Source organism: Brevibacillus brevis (assembly GCF_022026395.1).
GTDB lineage: Bacteria > Bacillota > Bacilli > Brevibacillales > Brevibacillaceae > Brevibacillus.
This window is the reverse complement of record NZ_CP041767.1, coordinates 53404-72304: the sequence shown is the minus strand read 5'-3', so window position 1 is coordinate 72304 and position 18901 is coordinate 53404. Positions and strand designations below refer to the sequence as shown.

Below are 18901 nucleotides of genomic sequence, written 5' to 3'. Positions count from 1 at the left end.
CGTTATGCTTCCTTTTTGGATGGATGAGCTGATTATCGTTGTTGGAGATACTGCAAACTGTTTACCATGATCTCTTTGAAAGGGGGAGCAACAATTTCTTGTCCCCATAATTTTACCCAGAGGTCTGTATTCGGGTTATCAACAGCTATGTAAACCAATAGCTTTGGATCATCGCTTGGTGCAAATCCGATAAACGAATACGTATATTTTCCTTCGATAATGTTTCCTTGCTGGTCGCGTTTCTCTGCTATTCCTGTGCGCCCAGAGACTGCATAATCTTTTATGGAAAAGGCTGTATCTGAGCCTGGTTTGTTTTTTACTATCACTTCTAAAACTTCTCGAACCTGTTTGGCTGTTTCTTCTGATATGACTCGACGCCCTTTGTCAATGTGATTCCGCTCCTCCCTCGTGACATGGGGTTTCATCAATTCACCCCCGTTGGCGATGGCCCCGACAGCAGCTACTTGTTGAATGGCAGAGGCAGAGCCCCCAAGTCCATAAGCTGCCATTGCCTTATCATAGGGAGTATCCATGTTAGGTATCTTTCCAGGCTGTTCATTGATTTGTTCGATGCCGGTTTTCGCTCCAAAACCGAACCGTTCATAATATTGCTGCAACGAATGATTGGATATCTGTTCACTGAGCTTGGCAAAAGCAACATTGGAAGAACGTTGGATACCTTCTAAATACGTAATCTGCCCCCACCCTGCACCATTATTGTGGTCTTTTATAAACTTGCCCGGGGTAATCTCGTAGGTGCCAGACTCGTAAGTCTCGTTGTCCTCATACTTCCCCTCTTCAATAGCAGCCGCCAACGTCACGATCGGAAATGCGGCCACAGGATCTGGTTTCGCTTTTACTATGTCTGGAACCCGGTCATTGGCATCCTGTTTTTTCAGATTCATCCCAAGAATTTCTCCGGTATTTGGATCGGTAACGATTACCGTCATATTTTCGGGCTGATAAGCTTTGTTGGTCTTATGTATCGCTTCTTCTATATACTCCTGAATTTGTGAATCGAGGGTCAGAACCTTATCTGTTTGGGATGTCGGTCCTGCGGCTTGTGCCTTTTGATCCTCCTCTATATTCATCTGCTGTGCGCTCGGCACGGCCTCCGAAGGCATCCACTGATACGCGATAAACAATAAAGCAAAGGAAGCAACTGCGCCTCCAATTACCTTGGCATATTTTTTGCGCTTTTTCATTTGTACGAGTACCTCCCTTTCTCGACGGATATGACTGGCGATTTCACGTCGTTTGTCCTCGTCCAGCTGAAGCGACGGAAATGATTGAAGCACTATGCTTATCTCTTTTTCTTCAAAAGATGGCGTCATGTAGATTGACCTCCCTGCCGCTATTGCCCATTTGTTTTTGCAATTCCTTGATAGCTCGATGGAGCGTCGTGCTGACTTTTGCCTCACTCCAGCCCAAGATTTCTGCTGTCTCTGCTGTAGATACTCCCTCGATCAACCGCAGGATGAGAACTTCTCGATACGAGTTTTTCAAATGATTCATCGCTTCATATACTTCTTGCAATTGTTCCTTTAACACCAATGCCTTCTCAGGTGTGCGTTCTTTGGAAGTGAGGAGTCGGAGGACGTTTTCGGGGAACCAGTCCATCATTTTTTGCTTTCGCCTATAATCAATCGCTGCATGGCGTGCGATAGTCAGAAGCCATGTCTTGGGCTGTGCCCTTCCTTCATAGCCAGATAAGGCTTTAAGCGCCTTTGTAAAAACCTCCTGGACTAAATCCTCGACATCTCTACGTCCGGTAAAATACGCGAGGTAATTGTAAATATCATTTCCGTATTGCTGGAACCATCGCTCTATTCGGTCATCGGAATCCATTCGTACGCTCCTTTATGAAGTTTGTATCTTATTAGACGCAAAATTAAAATTTGCTTACAGTTTTTGTGATATAAAAAAGAAAATGCCGGCCCACTTGAGCTATTATCTCGGGGGACAGCACCTTTTGGCGATAGAAATTGGCTATCAAACAAGTGGAGGCGTTCAAAAATGGAAGAAAAGAGTATTCGAGAAATTAGGGTCACGGATTATCATGGTATTTATTTGTTAAACCTAGACTTTAACCCGAATCTGCATCTATTTACTGAAGAAAAAGTAAAAGAGAAGATTGAAATCATCACAAAGAAAACAAACGACATCATCTTTGTGTGTGAGCAAAACAACGAAGTAATCGGATATATCCATGGAAGTCCCTATGAATTGCTTTTTTCCGACTCTTTCGTAAACGTCCTAGGGTTTGTTGTGAAAGAAAAGGATAGGAATCAAGGTGTAGGTAGCATGTTGATTGAACATCTTGAACAGTGGGGAAAGAAGAATGGATTTTCTGGGATGAAACTGTTGTCCCACCCGAGTCGCATACATGCTCACAGGTTCTATGAACGACGTGGCTATCGATTTACAAAGGATCAGAAAAATTTTATAAAAAAGTTCTAAGCTAATGAAAAAACGCTTCTCCTGCCGCCCAGGGCAGCAGAAGAAGCAGTCTAATGTTTTAATCTATACTTTGAACTTGTTAATCTGCTCCTGAAGCTCCTCAGCCATCTTGGAGAGGGAACCCGCAGACGAAGCGATCTCCTCCGTGGAAGCCAGCTGCTGCTCCGTAGCGGCAGAGACGTTATTCACGCCGCCCGATGCTTCTTCCGCAATCGCTGAAATCTTCTCCACGTAATGGACGACCTCGTCCGTGCTTGCCGCCATCTGTTCCGCGCCTGCGGATACTTCCTGAATCTCGCCCGCGACCTTGTTGACCGCATTCGAGATGTTCTCAAATGCCTGTCCAGCTGCTGTGACAATCTCCATGCCGCTTTGCGTTTCGTCGCTGTTCATTTTGACTGCCTCAACCGCCTGCCTTGTATCATTCTGGATCAGCTGCACCAGGTCAGTAATGCGCTGCGCAGACAATGAGGATTCCTCGGCCAGTTTCCGAACCTCTTCGGCAACGACAGCGAAGCCGCGGCCATGCTCTCCAGCTCTTGCGGCCTCAATCGCCGCATTCAGTGCTAGCAGGTTCGTCTGACTCGCCAAATTATTAATGACCTCGGTGATCGTTCCGATCTCTGCCGAACGTTCTCCCAGTCCCGTAACCAGCTCCGATAGGGATGTGATAGAATTACGGACAGTATTCATCTGTTCGACCGCTGACTTGATGATCATATTTCCTTCCGCAGACTGGTTGGCTGCGTCAACGGCCGATATCGATACGCTCTGTGCCAACTGTGCGATCTGTTCCGAACCCAAAGCCATTTCGCCCATGGCCTGAGAGGAACGCTTGACAATATCCACCTGCTCGGAGGTACCCGTAGCCAATTCCTCCACTGTTAGGGTAATTTGCTCGGATGCCTTCGCATTTTGCTCTGCGCTGGCTAACAGTTCTTCCGACGAAGCTGCTACTTGCTCAGAAGTCGTAGCTACTGATTCAATCATAGCGCGCAGATTCGCCGTCATCGTGTTGAAGGATGCCGCCAAGGTGCCCAGCTCGTCCTTGTTACGCAGCACAATCGTCTCGCCCGTTAGATCGCCACTCGCAATCCGGACAGCGGCCTGATTTATTTGCTGGATTGGCTTTGAGATGATATGTGCCATGAAGAAGGCGATAAGCAGCGCAATGGCCGCCGCTACGAAAGTAGTCACAAGAATGATGACAAACGCTTGCTGGGAAAGCTCCGAAGCGCTTTGACTAACCTTTCCGGCCCCCTCATTGTATATATCGATTAATTTGACAATATTATCATTGGCCGTGTACCACAAAGGGTAGGCCGCGCTATGTAACTTACTTGCCTCATCATATTTGTTTTCTCTGCCCAACTTCACGAACGCAGGCATTTTTTCCAAATAAGCATCGTATTTGGTGTTAAACTCTTCAAACAGATTGACAATCTCACTGCCTTCCGCATTGCTGGCATACACAAGCGTCTTCAGTTGTTTCCGTTCATCCTCAATCTTGGCAAGCAGTTGATCCAGAGCCTCCTTCTGCTTCGTGAGCTCCTCCTCGTTCTGTTCAACGATAATGTTGAGCGCAAGACGCTCCACGTCGGAAATGTCTCCATTCACCGTGCCAAGCAGGGTTACCGCTGGCATCCATGACTTATCGATATCCCCGGATATCATGGTCAAATCTCTGATCTGGCTTAATGCAAATGTACTCACAAATGCTAGGAGCGCAACAACTGTAAGAAACCCCGCCAGTAATTTGGTGCGAAGTGTAAGCCCTGTTTTTCCTGTTGCATTTCCCAACTTGCCGCTCATAATCCCCACTCCCCCAGCTACAAATAAATAAAATATATAATATATCTAATTAATATATCGTCATATAACACAATGAAGTATAGAGTGAAAACCGAATTTTATTGTTTATACATTAACAAAATCTACGGCTTTAAGTACGACTAAAAATTGCTTCATGCTTTTGCAACACGGCTGTAAGGGGTAATTATTGTTAAACCCTCCTGCTCAGCCATGTAGACCAGTATACTCAAGAATTGATCAAGGGTTTTGGAATGAAAAAGAGGGTATCTCAAAAGTCGATTTTCCGACTTAGAGACACCCCCTTTTTCTGTGAAACATTATATACAGGCAGAGCTGATGTTGAAGTATATTCTTGCCAAAAAAAAATGGAAGCATATCTCCGCCTCATCGGCAAAAATATGCTTCATTCTCTTCTATCGAAGAATCTAAGCGGAGAGAGTGGGATTCGAACCCACGCACGCCTCACGACGCCTAACGCATTTCGAGTGCGTCCCCTTATGACCACTTGGGTATCTCTCCATATTTGGTTTGTCAGAAACATTACTTACTATAGCAAAATACAGTCAAAAATGCAAGAGTCATTCCTTTGCATGCCCCTTGATTTGCGCGGCTCATTAGGCCAAACTAATAACAGCACACACGATTGGTATCCGATCAGAAGAAAAGCGAGGAACATATATGAAACGTGAACGTTTGGACAAGGTGCTGGCCAATATGGCAATCGGCACGCGCAAGGAAGTGAAAGCATTAGTGAAACAGCGACTGATCGTCGTAGACGGCGTTGTCGCAACAGACCCGGGGATGCATGTCATTGCCGAGGAACAAGAAATTCTTGTGGATGGAGAACCGCTAAACTTTAAGCGCTGGGTATACGTTTTGCTGAACAAACCGCCTGGAGTCGTTTCTGCTACAGAGGACAATGTCCATGAAACCGTAGTGGACTTGCTCCCGTACGAGTGGGCAATCAAGGTGCACCCGGTGGGCCGACTGGATATTGACACAGAGGGTCTCTTGCTCTTGACCAATGACGGTCAGCTCTCCCATAGCCTCTTGTCCCCGAAAAAGAAAGTGGACAAGGAGTACTTTGCCCGCATCGATGGCCGGGTCACTGAGCACCATGTACAGGAGTTTGCCAAAGGCGTGGAATTAGAGGACTTCACTACCCTGCCGGCCAAGCTGGAAATTATCTCTTCGGGAGAAACATCAGAGATTCGCGTCACCATCATGGAAGGAAAGTTCCATCAGGTAAAGCGGATGTTTGCTGCCTTCGACCTGCAGGTCACCTATCTGCAACGGATTCGTATGGGCCCCCTTCATCTTGACCCGTCACTCGCCCCTGGTGAGTATCGCGAACTGACCGAGGAAGAGCTGCACATGCTGCAAAATGTAAACAAATAAAAACCGCCTGCATGTAGACGGTTTGTCCAGACAGCCCGGTCATTCCTGTACCGGCTGTCTTTTTTTGCGCAATCCACGAAAGAAGTCCTTGAGCATCTGCCCGCATTCCTCTGCAAGAACGCCCTCTATGACTGGCACCTGATGGTTGAAGCGCGGTTCTTCAAGCAGGTTCATTAATGTCCCGGCACAGCCCGCCTTCGGATCGCGAGCGCCATACACGACCTGTTCGATGCGGCTTTGAACGATTGCACCCGCACACATTGGACACGGCTCCAACGTCACGTACAGCGTACACCCAATCAAGCGCCATCCACCCAAACGTTCACTTGCCTCCCGTATCGCGATCAATTCCGCGTGCAAGGTAGGGTCTTTTTGTGTTTCCCGCAAGTTGTAGCCGCGACCGACGATTTCCCCTTCGCGCACGATGACCGCACCGATCGGAACCTCGCCAATCGCAGCCGCTTTCCGGGCCTCTTCCATGGCTTGTTTCATATAATAATCATGTTCATTTGCTTGTATCACGTTTCCCTAAAGCTCCTTCAAAAACAGTCTTTCGTCCCGAACAAACGGACCCTTTTACTCAAAAAAGTTGATTCAAGAAGTTTTTGTCCCTACCCGTTCACATACTATCTGAGAGATTACATACATTAATGATGTAAGGAAGAAGTATGCAAATCATTGTTAGCCTCTTTCTGGAGGGATGTGAGTGGGCTTAACCTCTGCAAATACGTTATTTGATCGCTTTCACAGTCCGACTAGAGGTCTACTGGCAAAAGAAGAAGTGTTTTCCCACATCGAACATACCATCTCATCAATAGGTGGTCCATTTGAAATTATTGTGGGGGCCGACTCTCAATTAAAAAGCCGCGGGACTTTTTTTGCCCTTGTTATCACAGTGATCCGTCCCGGGCATGGGGGTACCTTCTTTTATCACAAATTTCAGGAACGCCGGTACTCATCCTTGCAACAGCGTATATTTCAGGAAGCGATGTACGCAGTCGGACTTGCCACAGAAGTACGCCAATATTTGCGGGACCACCACTTAGATACTCCCATCCGCCTGCATTTTGATATCGGCACGAATGGTCCTACCCGTAAGTTTATCCAGTCTTTGTTGAGCTTAGCAGAAACCAATCACTTTCGTGCCGAGATCAAACCGAACTCCTTCTGTGCATCTACGATTGCCGACAAGTACACCAAGTAACAAAGCGAGCGGATTGCTAATGAGGCGTCCGCTTGGCTTTGTTTTGCCCTTATCCTGTCGGTTCAAACAATTCGGGACAGGCTGCTGCTTCTCCTGCCCGCCGTGTTTTTCCCGTTCACAGAGTGATTGACAATGTACGAGACGTGAGCTATTATAAGCTTTAATTGAAGCGTTTTCACAAGGCGTGTTACTGGTAATGCAGGCATGAGCCGAGAAGATCTTTTTCTTGTTAAAAAGGTTTTTTCGGCTCTTTTTTCTGATTAACGTCATGGTTCATCGGCGTTTTTCATTAAATTGGATGTGACCGCTTGCGGTAAGCAAATACGGTCATGGACCGTTTTTGTCTATCTAAAGGTGGTGGAATGGATTGTCCCGTGAAAAGGAAAAAACGTACGCTATTACGCGTGTGTTGAACCATAACGTCGTACTCGTGGAAGAACCCGGGTCTGGACAAGAAATTGTCCTGTTCGGAAAAGGAATCGGATTTGGTGCAAAAACCGGGAATACCATCCCCGCCCATGATTTGCGAGTGGAAAAGCGCTTCAGGCTCGAAAATGAAAATCATCAGAAGCAGTATCAGAACATCCTGAGCCAAGTAGATCCTGCTGTCGTAGGAATTGCGGAAGAAATCATCGCTCTCATCGCGAGTGAGATCACGCCAGAATTGAACGAACACGTCCACGTTGCCTTGCCTGACCATATCCAGTTTGCCATCTATCGGCTCAATAACGGGATGGAGATCGTGAATCCCTTCTTGTTCGAAATCCAGACGCTGTACACGAAGGAGTACGCACTGGCGAACCGGGCAGCGGATATGATCAAAAACGCATTCGACCTGGACATTCCCGATAGTGAAATCGGATTTCTGGCCTTGCACATTCATTCCGCGATTAGCTACGTCCCAGTAAAAAAGGCAGTCCAATTCACCAACATCATCACCGAGTTGGTAAGCCTGATTGAAGAGCGAACAGCCATTACGATTGAACGCAGTACCATTGATTACGTTCGTCTCATCACCCATTTGCGCTTTGCCGTTGAGCGCATCCGTCAACAAAAATTCATCAAGAACCCGCTTCTGGACCGAGTCAAAACGACCATGCCAGAAGCCTATCAATTGGCAACAGAGCTGGCTCAATACATCTCCACCCGTCTCGAGATTGCTGTACCGGAAGACGAGGTTGGTTACATGGCTCTGCACCTTTATCGCTTATTACAACAAAATTAAATCATAATCCTGCGTGTTACTAGCTCGACTAGGCATGAGCGGTGAGATCATACGGACATAGTAAGTATGTCGTCGTATGAATTCAACCGTCTCATGCCTTTTTTGGTTCAGACGCAAAAGGAGGATACTATGCTACGCAGTCTTTTTTCCCGGAAAAAACAACAACAAGAGGTAACCTTTCTTGCACCATTAACAGGTACCGTACTCCCTCTGTCTGAAGTTCCTGATCCTGTGTTCGCAGGTAAAGTCGTCGGTGATGGTGTAGCGATTCTGCCAAGCGCAGACACTCTCGTCTCCCCTGTCGATGGAAAGGTAACGCATCTTTTCCCTACTCACCATGCTATCGGGCTGTCGTCTGAAAGTGGTCTTGAGATATTGATGCATATTGGAATCGACACCGTGAAATTAAACGGGAAAGGCTTTACCCCATTTGTCTCGGTTGGCGATCAAGTAAAAGCTGGCGACAAGCTCATCCAATTCGACAAGAGTGTACTGGAGGATGCGGGTTGTCCGATCGTAACACCGATCGTTATTACAAACGGTGATATGGTTGCTGAAAAAAATGTAGTGGCAAAAGCAACTGTGCAAGCAGGTCAAGAGCCACTGATGACTGTCGTCTTAAAATAAAGCGAAGCGCATGGTTGAGGGAGGTAGAGGTACAACATGGTTCAATTTGAAGTAACCGTCAATGTAGAGGGCGGGCTCCACGCGAGGCCAGCAGCTCTACTCGTGAATTGTTCGTCGCAATCTCAGTCAAAGATTACGCTGAGCAAAGGGACAAAACACGCAGATGGCAAAAGCATTCTCGGCATCATGACACTGGGTGTTTCCCAAGGTGACACCCTGACCGTTCAGATCGATGGAGCGGATGAACAAAACGTAGCCACTGCGATTCAGCAGCTATTGGAGCAATCCTCGTAAATCATACCGTGTAAACGACGGACAGGAAGGTGAAGGACGTATGTTAAAAGGAATCCCGGTTTCCGCTGGCATTTCGATTGCCCCTGTTTTACGCCTCACACACGAAACTGCCATCACGCAGGCAGAGTCCACCACTCCAGTGGATGCAGCTCAGGAGCTAGGACTACTTAGCAAAAGCGTAGAGCAAGCACGCGAACAACTGGAAAAGCTAAAGGAACAGACAGAGGAACAATTAGGTTCGGAAAAAGCGGCGATCCTCTCTGCTCATATTGCCTTTCTGGATGACCCGGCATTTGTCGGGGAGATGAGTGCGCTCATTGAAAATCAACAACTGGCGGCATCAACCGCCGTCTCGCAAGTAGCCGATCAATTCATTGCCCTCTTTGAGAGTATGGACGATGCCTACATGAAAGAGCGCGCAGATGATATTCGTGATGTGAGCCGCCGTCTGATTCGAAATATTTCGGGTGGTGACACCGTCATCTCCTACCCGGAAGAGCCTTTTATCCTGGTTGCATGGGACGTCACCCCATCCGAGACGCTTCAGCTTCCACTCCAGCATGTACGAGGAATTGTTACGGCAAAAGGTGGCGCTACCTCTCATGCAGCCATATTGGCACGCTCTCTCGGAATTCCCGCTGTCATGGGTGCAGGCGATACCTTGATGGAAAAAGTAGACTCCGGAAGTTTGCTGATTATCGATGGAACCTCTGGACAGCTGATTGTTTCGCCTGATGCGGATACACTGGCTGCCTATCAGGAAAAAGCCGCGCAGGAAGAAAAGGAGCGCCAATTGTACGAAGCCATAAAGGAACTGCCTGCCGAAACCACCGATGGACATCGTGTTCACCTGATGGCAAACATGGCTGTGCCAGAAGAATCTGATGCACTGATCGCATCTGGTGTAGCAGGAATCGGGTTATTCCGCTCCGAGTTTTTGTTCATGGATCGCACCACCCTTCCCGATGAGGCCGAACAATTTGCTGCATACAAGCATGTAGCCGTTGCTTTTGGCGACAAGCCGGTCATCATTCGTACCTTGGATGTTGGCGGCGACAAGCATTTGCCAGCACTCGCGCTTCCGCAGGAGGAAAACCCGTTCCTTGGCTTCCGCGCCATGCGCATCTCCTTAGCCAGACCGGAATTATTCCTGGTGCAATTACGCGCGCTCTTGCGTGCCAGTGCATTCGGTCGCCTGCTGATTATGTTCCCGATGATTTCCCATATGGAGCAACTGCGTGAAGCCAAACGATTGCTGGAGCAAGCAAAAGCAGAGCTGCGAGCAGAAGGGGTCGCTTTTGACGAGAAAATCGCCGTAGGCATGATGATGGAGATTCCAGGCGCTTGCCTGCAAGCAGATGCGTTTTCGAAAGAGGTAGACTTTTTCAGCATCGGCACCAATGATCTCGTTCAATACACGCTGGCAGTAGACCGGATGAATGCCAATATCGCCGAGCTGTACAGCTACTACCATCCAGCCGTATTACGACTGATTTCCCAAGTTATCGAAGCTTCCCATCGGGCAGGTATTTGGACCGGGCTGTGTGGGGAAATGGCGGGAGATCCGTTGGCAACCAAGCTCTTGCTCGGATTGGGGCTCGATGAGTTCAGCGGTGCCGCTTCGGTCATGCCAAAAGTCAAAGAACGCATCCGCTCCACCAGCTTAGAGGAAGCGAAAAGATTGGCTGAACACGTCCTTACACTCTCTACTGTAGACGAGGTCGTTCAGTATCTGAAAGACAAAGCCTTATAGAAAGGTTTTGTCGCCCGAGTAGTGTAAGCGCTTCCAATATATCGATCAGAATGGTCTCTCTCCGGTTTATTCCTTGTGCCCTCATCATTTTGCATTTATCCGGAGAGCGGCTTCCCTGATAAATTCATCCCATTCCAAGGAGGTTTTATCCTATGCTCGCTTTTCTGCAAAAGATTGGGAGAGCCCTGATGCTCCCAGTCGCAACGTTGCCAGCCGCAGCGATTTTGCAAAGCTTTGGTCTTCTCAAATTCGAGAAGGACCTCAATCTCGGTGCCTTTGGTGCCTTCATGGACTCGTACATCGCTCCGCTTTTGGCTGCTGGCGGTGCAGCTATTTTTGACAACCTGGCATTAATCTTTGCTGTCGGTGTTGCCATTGGCTTGGCTGGAGATGCTGTTGCTGCTTTAGCCGCTGTCATTGCCTACGTCGTATTGACGAAAGTACTTGCTGCTGTTCCTGCTGCCATGCCTTTCATCGCGGATGATTTAAAACTGAACATGGGTGTCATCGGCGGTATTATGGCCGGTGGTATTGCAGCATTTTTCTACAACCGCTACCATTCAATCAAGCTGCCAGAATGGCTGGGCTTCTTCGGTGGAAAACGCTTCGTCCCGATCGTCACTTCTCTCTCCATGGTTGTCATCGGCTTGATTTTTGGGATTATTTGGGGACCGATCCAGATTGCCCTTGACTCATTGGGCTCTTGGATCGTAGGTCTCGGCGCAACAGGTTCTTTCTTGTTCGGATTCTTCAACCGATTGCTCGTTCCATTTGGTCTGCACCATGTACTCAATGCGATTGCCTGGTTCCAAATCGGTGACTTTACCGATGCGACAGGAAAAGTGGTACACGGCGACCTGCATCGTTTCTTTGCAGGAGACCCATCAGCAGGAATGTTTATGACTGGTTTCTATCCGATCATGATGTTCGCACTTCCTGGAGCGGCATTCGCTATTATTCACTCAGCGCGTCCTGAAAAACGCAAAGTAGTTGCTTCTATGTTTATTGGTGCAGCTCTCGCTTCGTTCCTGACCGGGATTACTGAGGTAGTGGAATTTGCGTTTATGTTCGCTGCCCCACTCCTGTATTTTGTCCACGCGATATTGACGGGTGTGTCCGGGTATATCGTGACCTCTCTCGGCATCAAGCACGGCTTTGGATTTTCAGCGGGTCTGATCGACTACGGTATCAACTACCACCTCTCTACGAATGCCTGGATGATCATCCCGATTGGTCTGGCATTCGCCGTGGTCTACTACGTCCTGTTCCGTTTCCTGATTGTGAAGCTGAACCTCAAGACACCGGGACGTGAGGATGATGAAGAAATGACAACTACAGCTACGGGAAGGAACAATTCGATGCAGGATAAAGCGATCCAAGTGCTCACTCACATTGGTGGAAAAGAAAACGTCGTTAGCGTAGACGCCTGCATCACTCGTTTGCGTCTCGTCTTGAAGGACGACAAGAAGGTCAATGACAAAGCCTTAAAGGACCTCGGTGCAGCCGGTGTTATGCGACTGGGTCAAGGAAGCGTGCAAGTCGTCTTCGGAACCCATTCAGAGCTGCTAAAAGAAGAGATAACCAAGCTATAAAGGAAAACGAAAGCCCGGTCACGGTGAAATCCGTACCGGGCTTTTTTCTGTTTCCTGAATGGGTAACGGACGCGACCCGGCATCATTCCCATCATGTGTCGTACTATATGGGCATCGCGCGTTGTTTTCCAACTCCTTTTCAAACATGACCAAGCGCTCAAGAAATCCCTCGCAAGCCGGCATACTCTGTGGCGCCATCATTTCAATTTCGTAAGCGACGGTCTTTCTCCATATTTCCAGCTGCCTTCTATTTGCCTCCCTAGCGTTCAACCCATCCCACCCCTTTTTGCTAAATCAGCAAACGATTCTGATAAAAAGATCAAGCATGCTGCATCGTAGTTTTTTAGCCAACACTGGCAAATGATTGGCCTTGAAGTCATATTCTCCCTTCTCGTACTTCAAGTATGTCGAAGCATTTCGAAACCCGAGTGCTTCCGCCATTTCTTGCAAGGTCAGCTTGCACTCATTACGTCGTTGCGCGATAAACGGGAGGTTGAGCCGTTCCACCAGTTATCCCCTCCTGATTTGCAAAAATGGCAAATATTTATAGTTACATCATATCCTTTCAATTTTAGCAAAGTCAATACAGATTTTGTCATATTAGCAATCTTGTTTTTTCCGTAATGGAAAATTGTTAGAATGGAATTGCCAAAACGATAAAGGTGGTCTCACGATGTCCATAGTTGGTCAACGCATAAAATGGCTGCGCGAACAAAAACAATGGTCACAACTTCAATTAGCTGAAAAGCTGGGCATACATAATACGGTACTTTCGAGGATCGAGTCAGGCGAAAAGAAGGGCGTCGATTTTCATCTGATTTCCAAAGTCGCAGATTTATTTGAAGTATCCACCGATTTTCTCCACGGTCGCACGGAAGAACCATCTTGGAAACGCGGTTCTGTCCGGGAAACACCAGCGACCTTTTTGGATGTCGATGGCCTGACAGAGAAAGATCTGATTGAGGTCAAGCGCCATATTGAATTTTTAAAATGGAAGGCTTTGCAGGAAAAGAACGAAGACCCTTCTTGAAGATTCATTAACGAATAACAGAAAAACCCCTGTCTCCAGGGGTTTTCATCGTGGCAAGCGTCAGGCGTACTCTCCTGATGCTTTTTTTATATAGGCTGTGTTATTCTTCGCTGTCGTTAGCCATTTCGTCTGCATTCAACTCGATCCAGCTCTGCGACCAAGACTCAATTCCCTTGAGCACTGGAGTCAGAGCTTTCCCCATCTCCGTTAAGGAATACTCTACGCGGACAGGAGCAGAATCAGTAAACACCTGCCGATGCACGAGTCCTTCCTTCTCCAAATCCTTCAAACGCTCAGAAAGTAGCCTTCCGCTTACTGGCAGGGCCCCTTCCAATGCACAAAATCGCTGTGGTCCCGACAACAACTGGTATAGGATTAGACCTGTCCATCGCTTCCCCAACAACTGCATACCTTTTTCGAACTTGGGACAGAGGGTAGACTGTTTCATAGGTATCACCTCATTCTCCTTCCAGTATACCGCTCTTTGTTCAATCCATCAAAACCAATGATGCGAATCACCCTTGAAAAATACACTTGCCAACTGTTGGGATTTTATTGAATCACTTGACTTAGGAATTTATTATTGTATACTTACTAACGAAAAGTAACTTTGTTACGCATTTAAATTTCGGAGGGATTCATACATGTCTAATCGTTTTGAATGGAGCGCACTTATTCTACGTGTGATAGCTGGACTTACTTTTGCCATTCACGGAGTGGCCAAATTCCAAATGGGGCTGGAGAATGTCGCTGGTTTCTTCGGGACCATGGGACTCCCTGCATTCATTGCTTACCTCGTAACCTTCTTGGAGGTAGTAGGCGGTATTGCCTTGATTCTTGGTCTGGGTACTCGCGTGTTCGCAGGTGCGTTGTCTGTTGTCATGATTGGTGCAATCTTTACAGCCAAGCTCGCTGTCGGCTTCCTGGGCGGTGAAGGTGGGGCTGGTTATGAATTGGATCTGGCCTTGCTTGCGATGTTGGTTTCTCTTGGAATTAGTGGCAGCACCAAGTTCGCACTGGACACTATCCTGTTTGGAAAAAGATCGGTTGAATAATCCATTGTTTCACATATAAAAGCCAAGCCTGAAGGTCACATTTGAGCCCCTTCTGACTTGGCTTTTTTTATTCTTTTTGCGGTGATTCCTCGATCATTTTTTTATTGATGATCCTTATTTTATCTGCTGGTGATTTCTCGTCCTTTGCACTAATAAATACGGAGTTATCTCCCGCTTCAAAAAACATGACATAATCCTGATCGGCCATACTCTTCTCTTCACTGACAGGCGCTCCCAGATTTTTACGGATTGTGTCCAGATTCGTTTCATTAAGATGAAGGCCGGCCAAATCAATTCCATATACGCGATCTTGCCCATCAAAATAAATGAGTGCCGTCTCTAGCTTCTCAAAGACTTCATAGCGCCCGCCATCCCAATAATCCTGTTTCGTTACCTTGCCGTATAGCGCAGAAACTTCATCCCGCTTCATCCCGATGTGGATATCGAATCCACTGATTTCGTTTTTGGCGAGCAGCTGCAAAAATTGCTCATTGAGAATCATTTGACGTGCGGTAGCGGTTTGCTTCTCTTGCTTTTGGTCGCCACCGCTGTTTCCCGCCTCTTGCTTCTGCTCGGTTACAGGCTGTGGTTTTGTATCTGTTGATACGTTCGTGTCAGGTGAACAGCCTCCTGCAATCAAGCCTGCCATTACGGTCATACACACCCATTTTCTCATCCGAATTCGCTCCTTTTCTTCCTCTTGAATGGTTTCATCGCAACTTCATCACGGGTATGACGTATCTTTTAGTAAAAAGTGAGGTGTTGTATGATGCCACTCTGGTTACTCGTCGTATTTATTTTCGGAGGTCTCTTGCTGATTGGAGCCATCATCGATTGGATTGCCAAGCGCCGGAAGCAGAGAATCCTCATAGAGCGTAACAATCGTGATTCCCATTCCTTTAATGAAGGATACGATCCGAGAAACAAAGACGAATATCTCAATTGATAGACGCAGCTTACCATCATTTGGTTACCAGACCGAACCTAACAAAAAAGACCCCAAAAAGGGTCCCCCTTCACACCACAATGCTGATGATAATTCCTGACAAAATGCTGACAAGTGTTGCCCCATATAACAGCCTCAATCCAAACCGGGCGACGACATTTCCTTGTCTTTCATTCAAACCTTTTACCGCGCCAACAATCGTCCCGATCGAGCCAAAGTTCGCGAACGAGATCAAAAACACAGACACGATGGCAATTGTTCTTTCGCTCAACTGACCTTGAATCTTCGTAAAGTCGAGAATGGCGACAAACTCGTTCGCTACTATTTTGGTGGCCATGATACTTCCTGCTTGTACAGCTTCGTGCCAGGGAACCCCCATAAGAAAGGCGAGCGGGGCAAAGACGTACCCTAATAACGCTTGGAACGAAATACCGAATACTGCACTGAATAACCCGTTCACCATCGCAATGAGTGCAATAAATCCGAGCAACATCGCGGCCACGACCACGGCTACTTTAAACCCATCCAGAATGTACTCTCCGAGCATTTCAAAGAAGGCCTGTTTCTCTTCTTTTTCTTGATCGAGCAAATCATCTTCCGGCTTTACTTCATACGGCGTAATAATGGAAGCAATGATAAAACCACCAAATAAGTTGAGTACCAATGCAGCTACCACATACTCCGGTTTGAGCATGGTCATGAAGGAGCCCACGATCGACATAGACACGGTGGACATTGCAGAGGCGCACAGCGTGTACAACCTGTTTTCCGGAATGGCACCGAGCTGTTTTTTCACCGTAATAAACACTTCGGATTGCCCGACAATCGCCGAGGCAATCGCATTATACGACTCCAATTTTCCCATGCCATTCACTTTGCTCAATACGAGCCCTACATACTGAATGAATAATGGGAGGATCCTCGTGTACTGCAAAATGCCAATCAGTGCAGATATGAAAACAATCGGTAGCAAAACTTGCAAGAAAAACGGCGTCGCACCCGGATTCGCAATGCCACCGAAAACAAAATTAATCCCCTCGTAGGCATACTTCAGGAGTATGGAAAAACTGCTGGCAATGCCTGATATGAAAATAAGTCCAATACTGGTTCGCAACAGCAGCAAGCCAAACACGATCTGAATCAGAATCATGATAAGGATAGGACGATACCGAATGTGCTTTTTATCACTACTTGCCAGCCAAGCAAGCAAAAATACGGTAATCAAACCTATTCCTGCGATGATATAATTCATGCAACCAACTCCAATAGCAAAAGATTTAGAGCCGACACGTACTATTACCGATCTGCTTGTCTTGCTCCATAATCTTCCCAAAAGAGCATAAAAAAACCCTCCTGAACGATGAATAATCGAACAGAAGGGGGATGGAACAACTATACATCTGCCACGGCGATGGCCTCAATCTCAATTAGCAGCTCGTCCCTGATGAGTCTGCTCACTTCAACTGCAGAGCTCACTGGCGGGGTTTCTGTATTCACGTACTGATCTCGAATCTCTCGGACAATGTGAATCTTGGAGATGTCGGTCACGAAAAAAGTCAATTTCACTACATGATCAAAGCTGACTCCTGCCGCTTCTAACGCGAATTGGATATTTGCGAAAACTTGCTTGGTCTGTGCCGCTAAATCACCTGTGCCGACCACCTGGCCTTCTTTGTTGAGAGCCACCTGACCCGATACGTAAATCGTCCGGGCGTTCCGAACCTCTACCGCATGGGTATAGCCAAACGTAGGTGGCATTGTTTCAGGGTTAATGAATTTGATTCGCTTATCATTTTGCATCACGACACGCTCCTTGCTTTTTTACTGATTTCTATTGGAGGAATTAAATTGATTAAATAGTCCGCTTCCAGAGCTTCTTGGCTGTTCTTTTTTGTTTGTGGCTTCAAATTGCTGAAAAAGTCCGCCGTCATTCTTCTTTTTTTCTTCTACTCTTATTTCTTTCTTTTTGGGTAGGGGTTGTTGAATTGGTGTTCTTTCTGGCTTTACAGGCTTTATGGGCTCTACATTCTTTTTCTTTCTCGTACTTTTCGTGTTTTTCGTAATGATCTTGTTAGGGGTTTGCTTCTTCTTCTTTCTTCTTCTGGTCATATACCAATAGGATAAAGGAAAAATACCGAGCATGATCGCACCGGCTGTAATCAAATACAGCTTCCAGATGGATTGCCTTTTCTCTTCCTCCTGTTTTTCTTTCCGTATCTTTTGGACAACCTGTTCGAAGTCGCGAACCTTATAGTCTTCTTTAACAGAAGATAGATCCTTCACAAACCCAACGGAACGGCTTCCATCGTAAATAAAATTTCGCGGAACGTTATTTACTGTGAGCTGGTATATGAATCCTGTGGGGACCCCTGAATTTTGGATTTTTTCTTCTATCTCATCCAGAAGATCAGCAGCAGTCGGATCAATCATTTGGTCATATTCCAAAACTTCATAGTTCTTACTTTCTGTTTTTCCTATTAACTGAACATTTTCTTCATTGTTAAACAGAAAATACCTCGGAATCTTATTGATATTCTTCCGATAGACTTTGTTTTTCGGGAAATGATGCAAGGCCATTTCGTTGCTATGCATTTCAAGTGTCTGCTCTGACAGCAGTACCTCTTCTGCTTCTATGATGGGAAGGTTTGTCTCAATGGCTTCATATTTGGGAAGCCATTGAATGGTACCATCCGAGCGCAAAAACAAGTAAATATCCTGATATTGAAAGGATGTCACATAGATTTGATCCGTTGGTAGGTTATGAAGATAAAACTCTTTTTCAAATGGTGTTGGATCGAAATTGTATGGGATGTTAAATACTGTTGACCCATTTATCTCACTCTCATCTACCTCTTCTATCTGTCCGTTATTATGTACGGTAAAGTATAGGGAACCGTCATGAGTGGATTCCCCCCATATCGTAGTTTGATAAAATTGATTGGGTCGTAAATGGTATGGTCCAATACCTCCATCAATTTGAAATAAGATTTCGTCCCGTTTGATTCTTTCCTCTTCCGCAGCGGCTTCTTCGCTCGTCTCCTCTTCTTGACTAGCCTCTTCTTCCTCGAATTGCTCTTCATCATCGTCGTCATCGTCATGCTTCTTGATTTTAACCGGCTTGGATGATTGGAAACCGCTTGACGGTTTGGCCCTTTTTATCGTGGAGCTTGAGCTTTTACTGGTTGAGGCTGAGCTTTTTCCTGAAGAATATGAGCTTTTGCTTGAGGAGGATGAGCCTGTACTAGATGATCCCGAGCTTCTGCCCGATGAATAGGAGCTGGTACTAGATGACCCTGAACTTTTGCCGGACGAATAGGAGCTGGTACTAGACGACCCCGAGCTTCTGCCTGAACTACTGGAGCTAGATGAACTTGAGCCTCTAGATGACGCAGGTTCTACTGGAAGGATAACTAGACTAATCATTACAGCGCTAAGAAAATAGGCAAGCAAGTTCCGCATGAAATATGACCCCTCTATGAACCAATCAATGGTTCTCTCTTTCTAA

General features: G+C 46.7%; 21 protein-coding genes and 1 tRNA gene. 11 read left to right on the top strand and 11 right to left on the bottom strand.

Going from position 1 to position 18901, the window contains the following annotated elements; translation table 11 throughout:
- Positions 1-32 precede the first annotated feature (32 nt).
- Positions 33-1334, bottom strand: coding sequence for a penicillin-binding transpeptidase domain-containing protein (locus FO446_RS00430; RefSeq protein ID WP_237899754.1), 1302 nt, complete (start codon positions 1332-1334; stop codon positions 33-35).
- The gene (locus tag FO446_RS00425; protein ID WP_173612131.1) at positions 1318-1848 is read right to left on the bottom strand and encodes an RNA polymerase sigma factor; all 531 of its coding nucleotides are present in this window, start codon (positions 1846-1848) and stop codon (positions 1318-1320) included. Before FO446_RS00425 ends, FO446_RS00430 begins: the two co-directional genes overlap by 17 nt.
- A gap of 168 nt (positions 1849-2016) precedes the next feature.
- Here FO446_RS00425 and FO446_RS00420 point away from each other — a divergent pair, with 168 nt between their 5' ends.
- Positions 2017-2460, top strand: coding sequence for a GNAT family N-acetyltransferase (locus tag FO446_RS00420; protein WP_173612132.1), 444 nt, complete (start codon positions 2017-2019; stop codon positions 2458-2460).
- Between the two features lie 63 nt (positions 2461-2523).
- On the opposite strand, the gene FO446_RS00415 is transcribed toward FO446_RS00420, so the two are convergent.
- Positions 2524-4272, bottom strand: coding sequence for a methyl-accepting chemotaxis protein (locus tag FO446_RS00415; RefSeq protein ID WP_221868214.1), 1749 nt, complete (start codon positions 4270-4272; stop codon positions 2524-2526).
- A 430-nt stretch (positions 4273-4702) separates the two neighbouring features.
- A tRNA-Ser gene (locus tag FO446_RS00410) sits at positions 4703-4791 on the bottom strand.
- Between the two features lie 159 nt (positions 4792-4950).
- Between FO446_RS00410 and FO446_RS00405 the strand changes: the two genes are divergently transcribed.
- Positions 4951-5670, top strand: a complete 720-nt coding sequence (locus tag FO446_RS00405; RefSeq protein ID WP_048035529.1) for a pseudouridine synthase — start codon at positions 4951-4953, stop codon at positions 5668-5670.
- A 39-nt stretch (positions 5671-5709) separates the two neighbouring features.
- On the opposite strand, the gene tadA is transcribed toward FO446_RS00405, so the two are convergent.
- The gene (gene tadA, locus FO446_RS00400) at positions 5710-6192 is read right to left on the bottom strand and encodes a tRNA adenosine(34) deaminase TadA (protein WP_173612134.1); all 483 of its coding nucleotides are present in this window, start codon (positions 6190-6192) and stop codon (positions 5710-5712) included.
- A 184-nt stretch (positions 6193-6376) separates the two neighbouring features.
- Here tadA and FO446_RS00395 point away from each other — a divergent pair, with 184 nt between their 5' ends.
- The 6 genes from FO446_RS00395 (at position 6377) to nagE (ending at position 12365) form a co-directional block, all read left to right on the top strand.
- On the top strand, positions 6377-6874 hold the full coding sequence (locus FO446_RS00395) for a ribonuclease H-like YkuK family protein (RefSeq protein WP_056496045.1): 498 nt from the start codon (positions 6377-6379) through the stop codon (positions 6872-6874).
- Positions 6875-7241: 367 nt separating this feature from the next.
- Positions 7242-8099 (top strand): glucose PTS transporter transcription antiterminator GlcT, encoded by an 858-nt coding sequence (gene glcT, locus FO446_RS00390; protein ID WP_173612136.1) that lies wholly within the window; start codon positions 7242-7244, stop codon positions 8097-8099.
- Positions 8100-8228: 129 nt separating this feature from the next.
- The gene (locus FO446_RS00385) at positions 8229-8726 is read left to right on the top strand and encodes a PTS sugar transporter subunit IIA (protein WP_237899753.1); all 498 of its coding nucleotides are present in this window, start codon (positions 8229-8231) and stop codon (positions 8724-8726) included.
- A 36-nt stretch (positions 8727-8762) separates the two neighbouring features.
- Positions 8763-9020 (top strand): HPr family phosphocarrier protein, encoded by a 258-nt coding sequence (locus FO446_RS00380; protein WP_007719815.1) that lies wholly within the window; start codon positions 8763-8765, stop codon positions 9018-9020.
- Positions 9021-9060: 40 nt separating this feature from the next.
- Positions 9061-10773, top strand: coding sequence for a phosphoenolpyruvate--protein phosphotransferase (gene ptsP, locus FO446_RS00375; RefSeq protein WP_237899752.1), 1713 nt, complete (start codon positions 9061-9063; stop codon positions 10771-10773).
- A gap of 152 nt (positions 10774-10925) precedes the next feature.
- Positions 10926-12365, top strand: coding sequence for an N-acetylglucosamine-specific PTS transporter subunit IIBC (gene nagE, locus FO446_RS00370; RefSeq protein WP_173612139.1), 1440 nt, complete (start codon positions 10926-10928; stop codon positions 12363-12365).
- A gap of 294 nt (positions 12366-12659) precedes the next feature.
- Here nagE and FO446_RS00365 read toward each other — a convergent pair whose 3' ends face one another.
- Positions 12660-12872, bottom strand: coding sequence for a helix-turn-helix domain-containing protein (locus FO446_RS00365; protein WP_173612140.1), 213 nt, complete (start codon positions 12870-12872; stop codon positions 12660-12662).
- Positions 12873-13038: 166 nt separating this feature from the next.
- Here FO446_RS00365 and FO446_RS00360 point away from each other — a divergent pair, with 166 nt between their 5' ends.
- Entirely contained in the window at positions 13039-13395 is a 357-nt protein-coding gene (locus FO446_RS00360; RefSeq protein WP_229087872.1) for a helix-turn-helix domain-containing protein, read from the top strand.
- A 100-nt stretch (positions 13396-13495) separates the two neighbouring features.
- Here the strand turns inward: FO446_RS00360 and FO446_RS00355 are convergent, their stop codons facing one another.
- Positions 13496-13843: a winged helix-turn-helix transcriptional regulator gene (locus tag FO446_RS00355; protein WP_106656985.1), complete on the bottom strand. Its 348-nt coding sequence runs from the start codon at positions 13841-13843 to the stop codon at positions 13496-13498.
- Between the two features lie 196 nt (positions 13844-14039).
- Here FO446_RS00355 and FO446_RS00350 point away from each other — a divergent pair, with 196 nt between their 5' ends.
- Positions 14040-14450, top strand: coding sequence for a DoxX family protein (locus tag FO446_RS00350; RefSeq protein WP_173612143.1), 411 nt, complete (start codon positions 14040-14042; stop codon positions 14448-14450).
- 67 nt (positions 14451-14517) lie between these two features.
- On the opposite strand, the gene FO446_RS00345 is transcribed toward FO446_RS00350, so the two are convergent.
- Positions 14518-15126 carry a hypothetical protein gene (locus FO446_RS00345; RefSeq protein ID WP_173612144.1) on the bottom strand — a complete coding sequence of 203 codons (609 nt, stop codon included), beginning with the start codon at positions 15124-15126 and terminating at the stop codon, positions 14518-14520.
- A 90-nt stretch (positions 15127-15216) separates the two neighbouring features.
- On the opposite strand from FO446_RS00345, the gene FO446_RS00340 reads away from it, so the two are divergent.
- Positions 15217-15396 (top strand): hypothetical protein, encoded by a 180-nt coding sequence (locus tag FO446_RS00340; protein ID WP_173612073.1) that lies wholly within the window; start codon positions 15217-15219, stop codon positions 15394-15396.
- A gap of 70 nt (positions 15397-15466) precedes the next feature.
- On the opposite strand, the gene FO446_RS00335 is transcribed toward FO446_RS00340, so the two are convergent.
- The 3 genes from FO446_RS00335 to FO446_RS00325 all read right to left on the bottom strand — a co-directional run bounded on the left by FO446_RS00335 (position 15467) and on the right by FO446_RS00325 (position 18855).
- Positions 15467-16648: a NupC/NupG family nucleoside CNT transporter gene (locus FO446_RS00335; RefSeq protein ID WP_221868209.1), complete on the bottom strand. Its 1182-nt coding sequence runs from the start codon at positions 16646-16648 to the stop codon at positions 15467-15469.
- 140 nt (positions 16649-16788) lie between these two features.
- Positions 16789-17196 (bottom strand): RidA family protein, encoded by a 408-nt coding sequence (locus FO446_RS00330; protein ID WP_232774365.1) that lies wholly within the window; start codon positions 17194-17196, stop codon positions 16789-16791.
- Between the two features lie 21 nt (positions 17197-17217).
- Positions 17218-18855 (bottom strand): hypothetical protein, encoded by a 1638-nt coding sequence (locus FO446_RS00325; RefSeq protein ID WP_237899751.1) that lies wholly within the window; start codon positions 18853-18855, stop codon positions 17218-17220.
- Positions 18856-18901 lie beyond the last annotated feature (46 nt).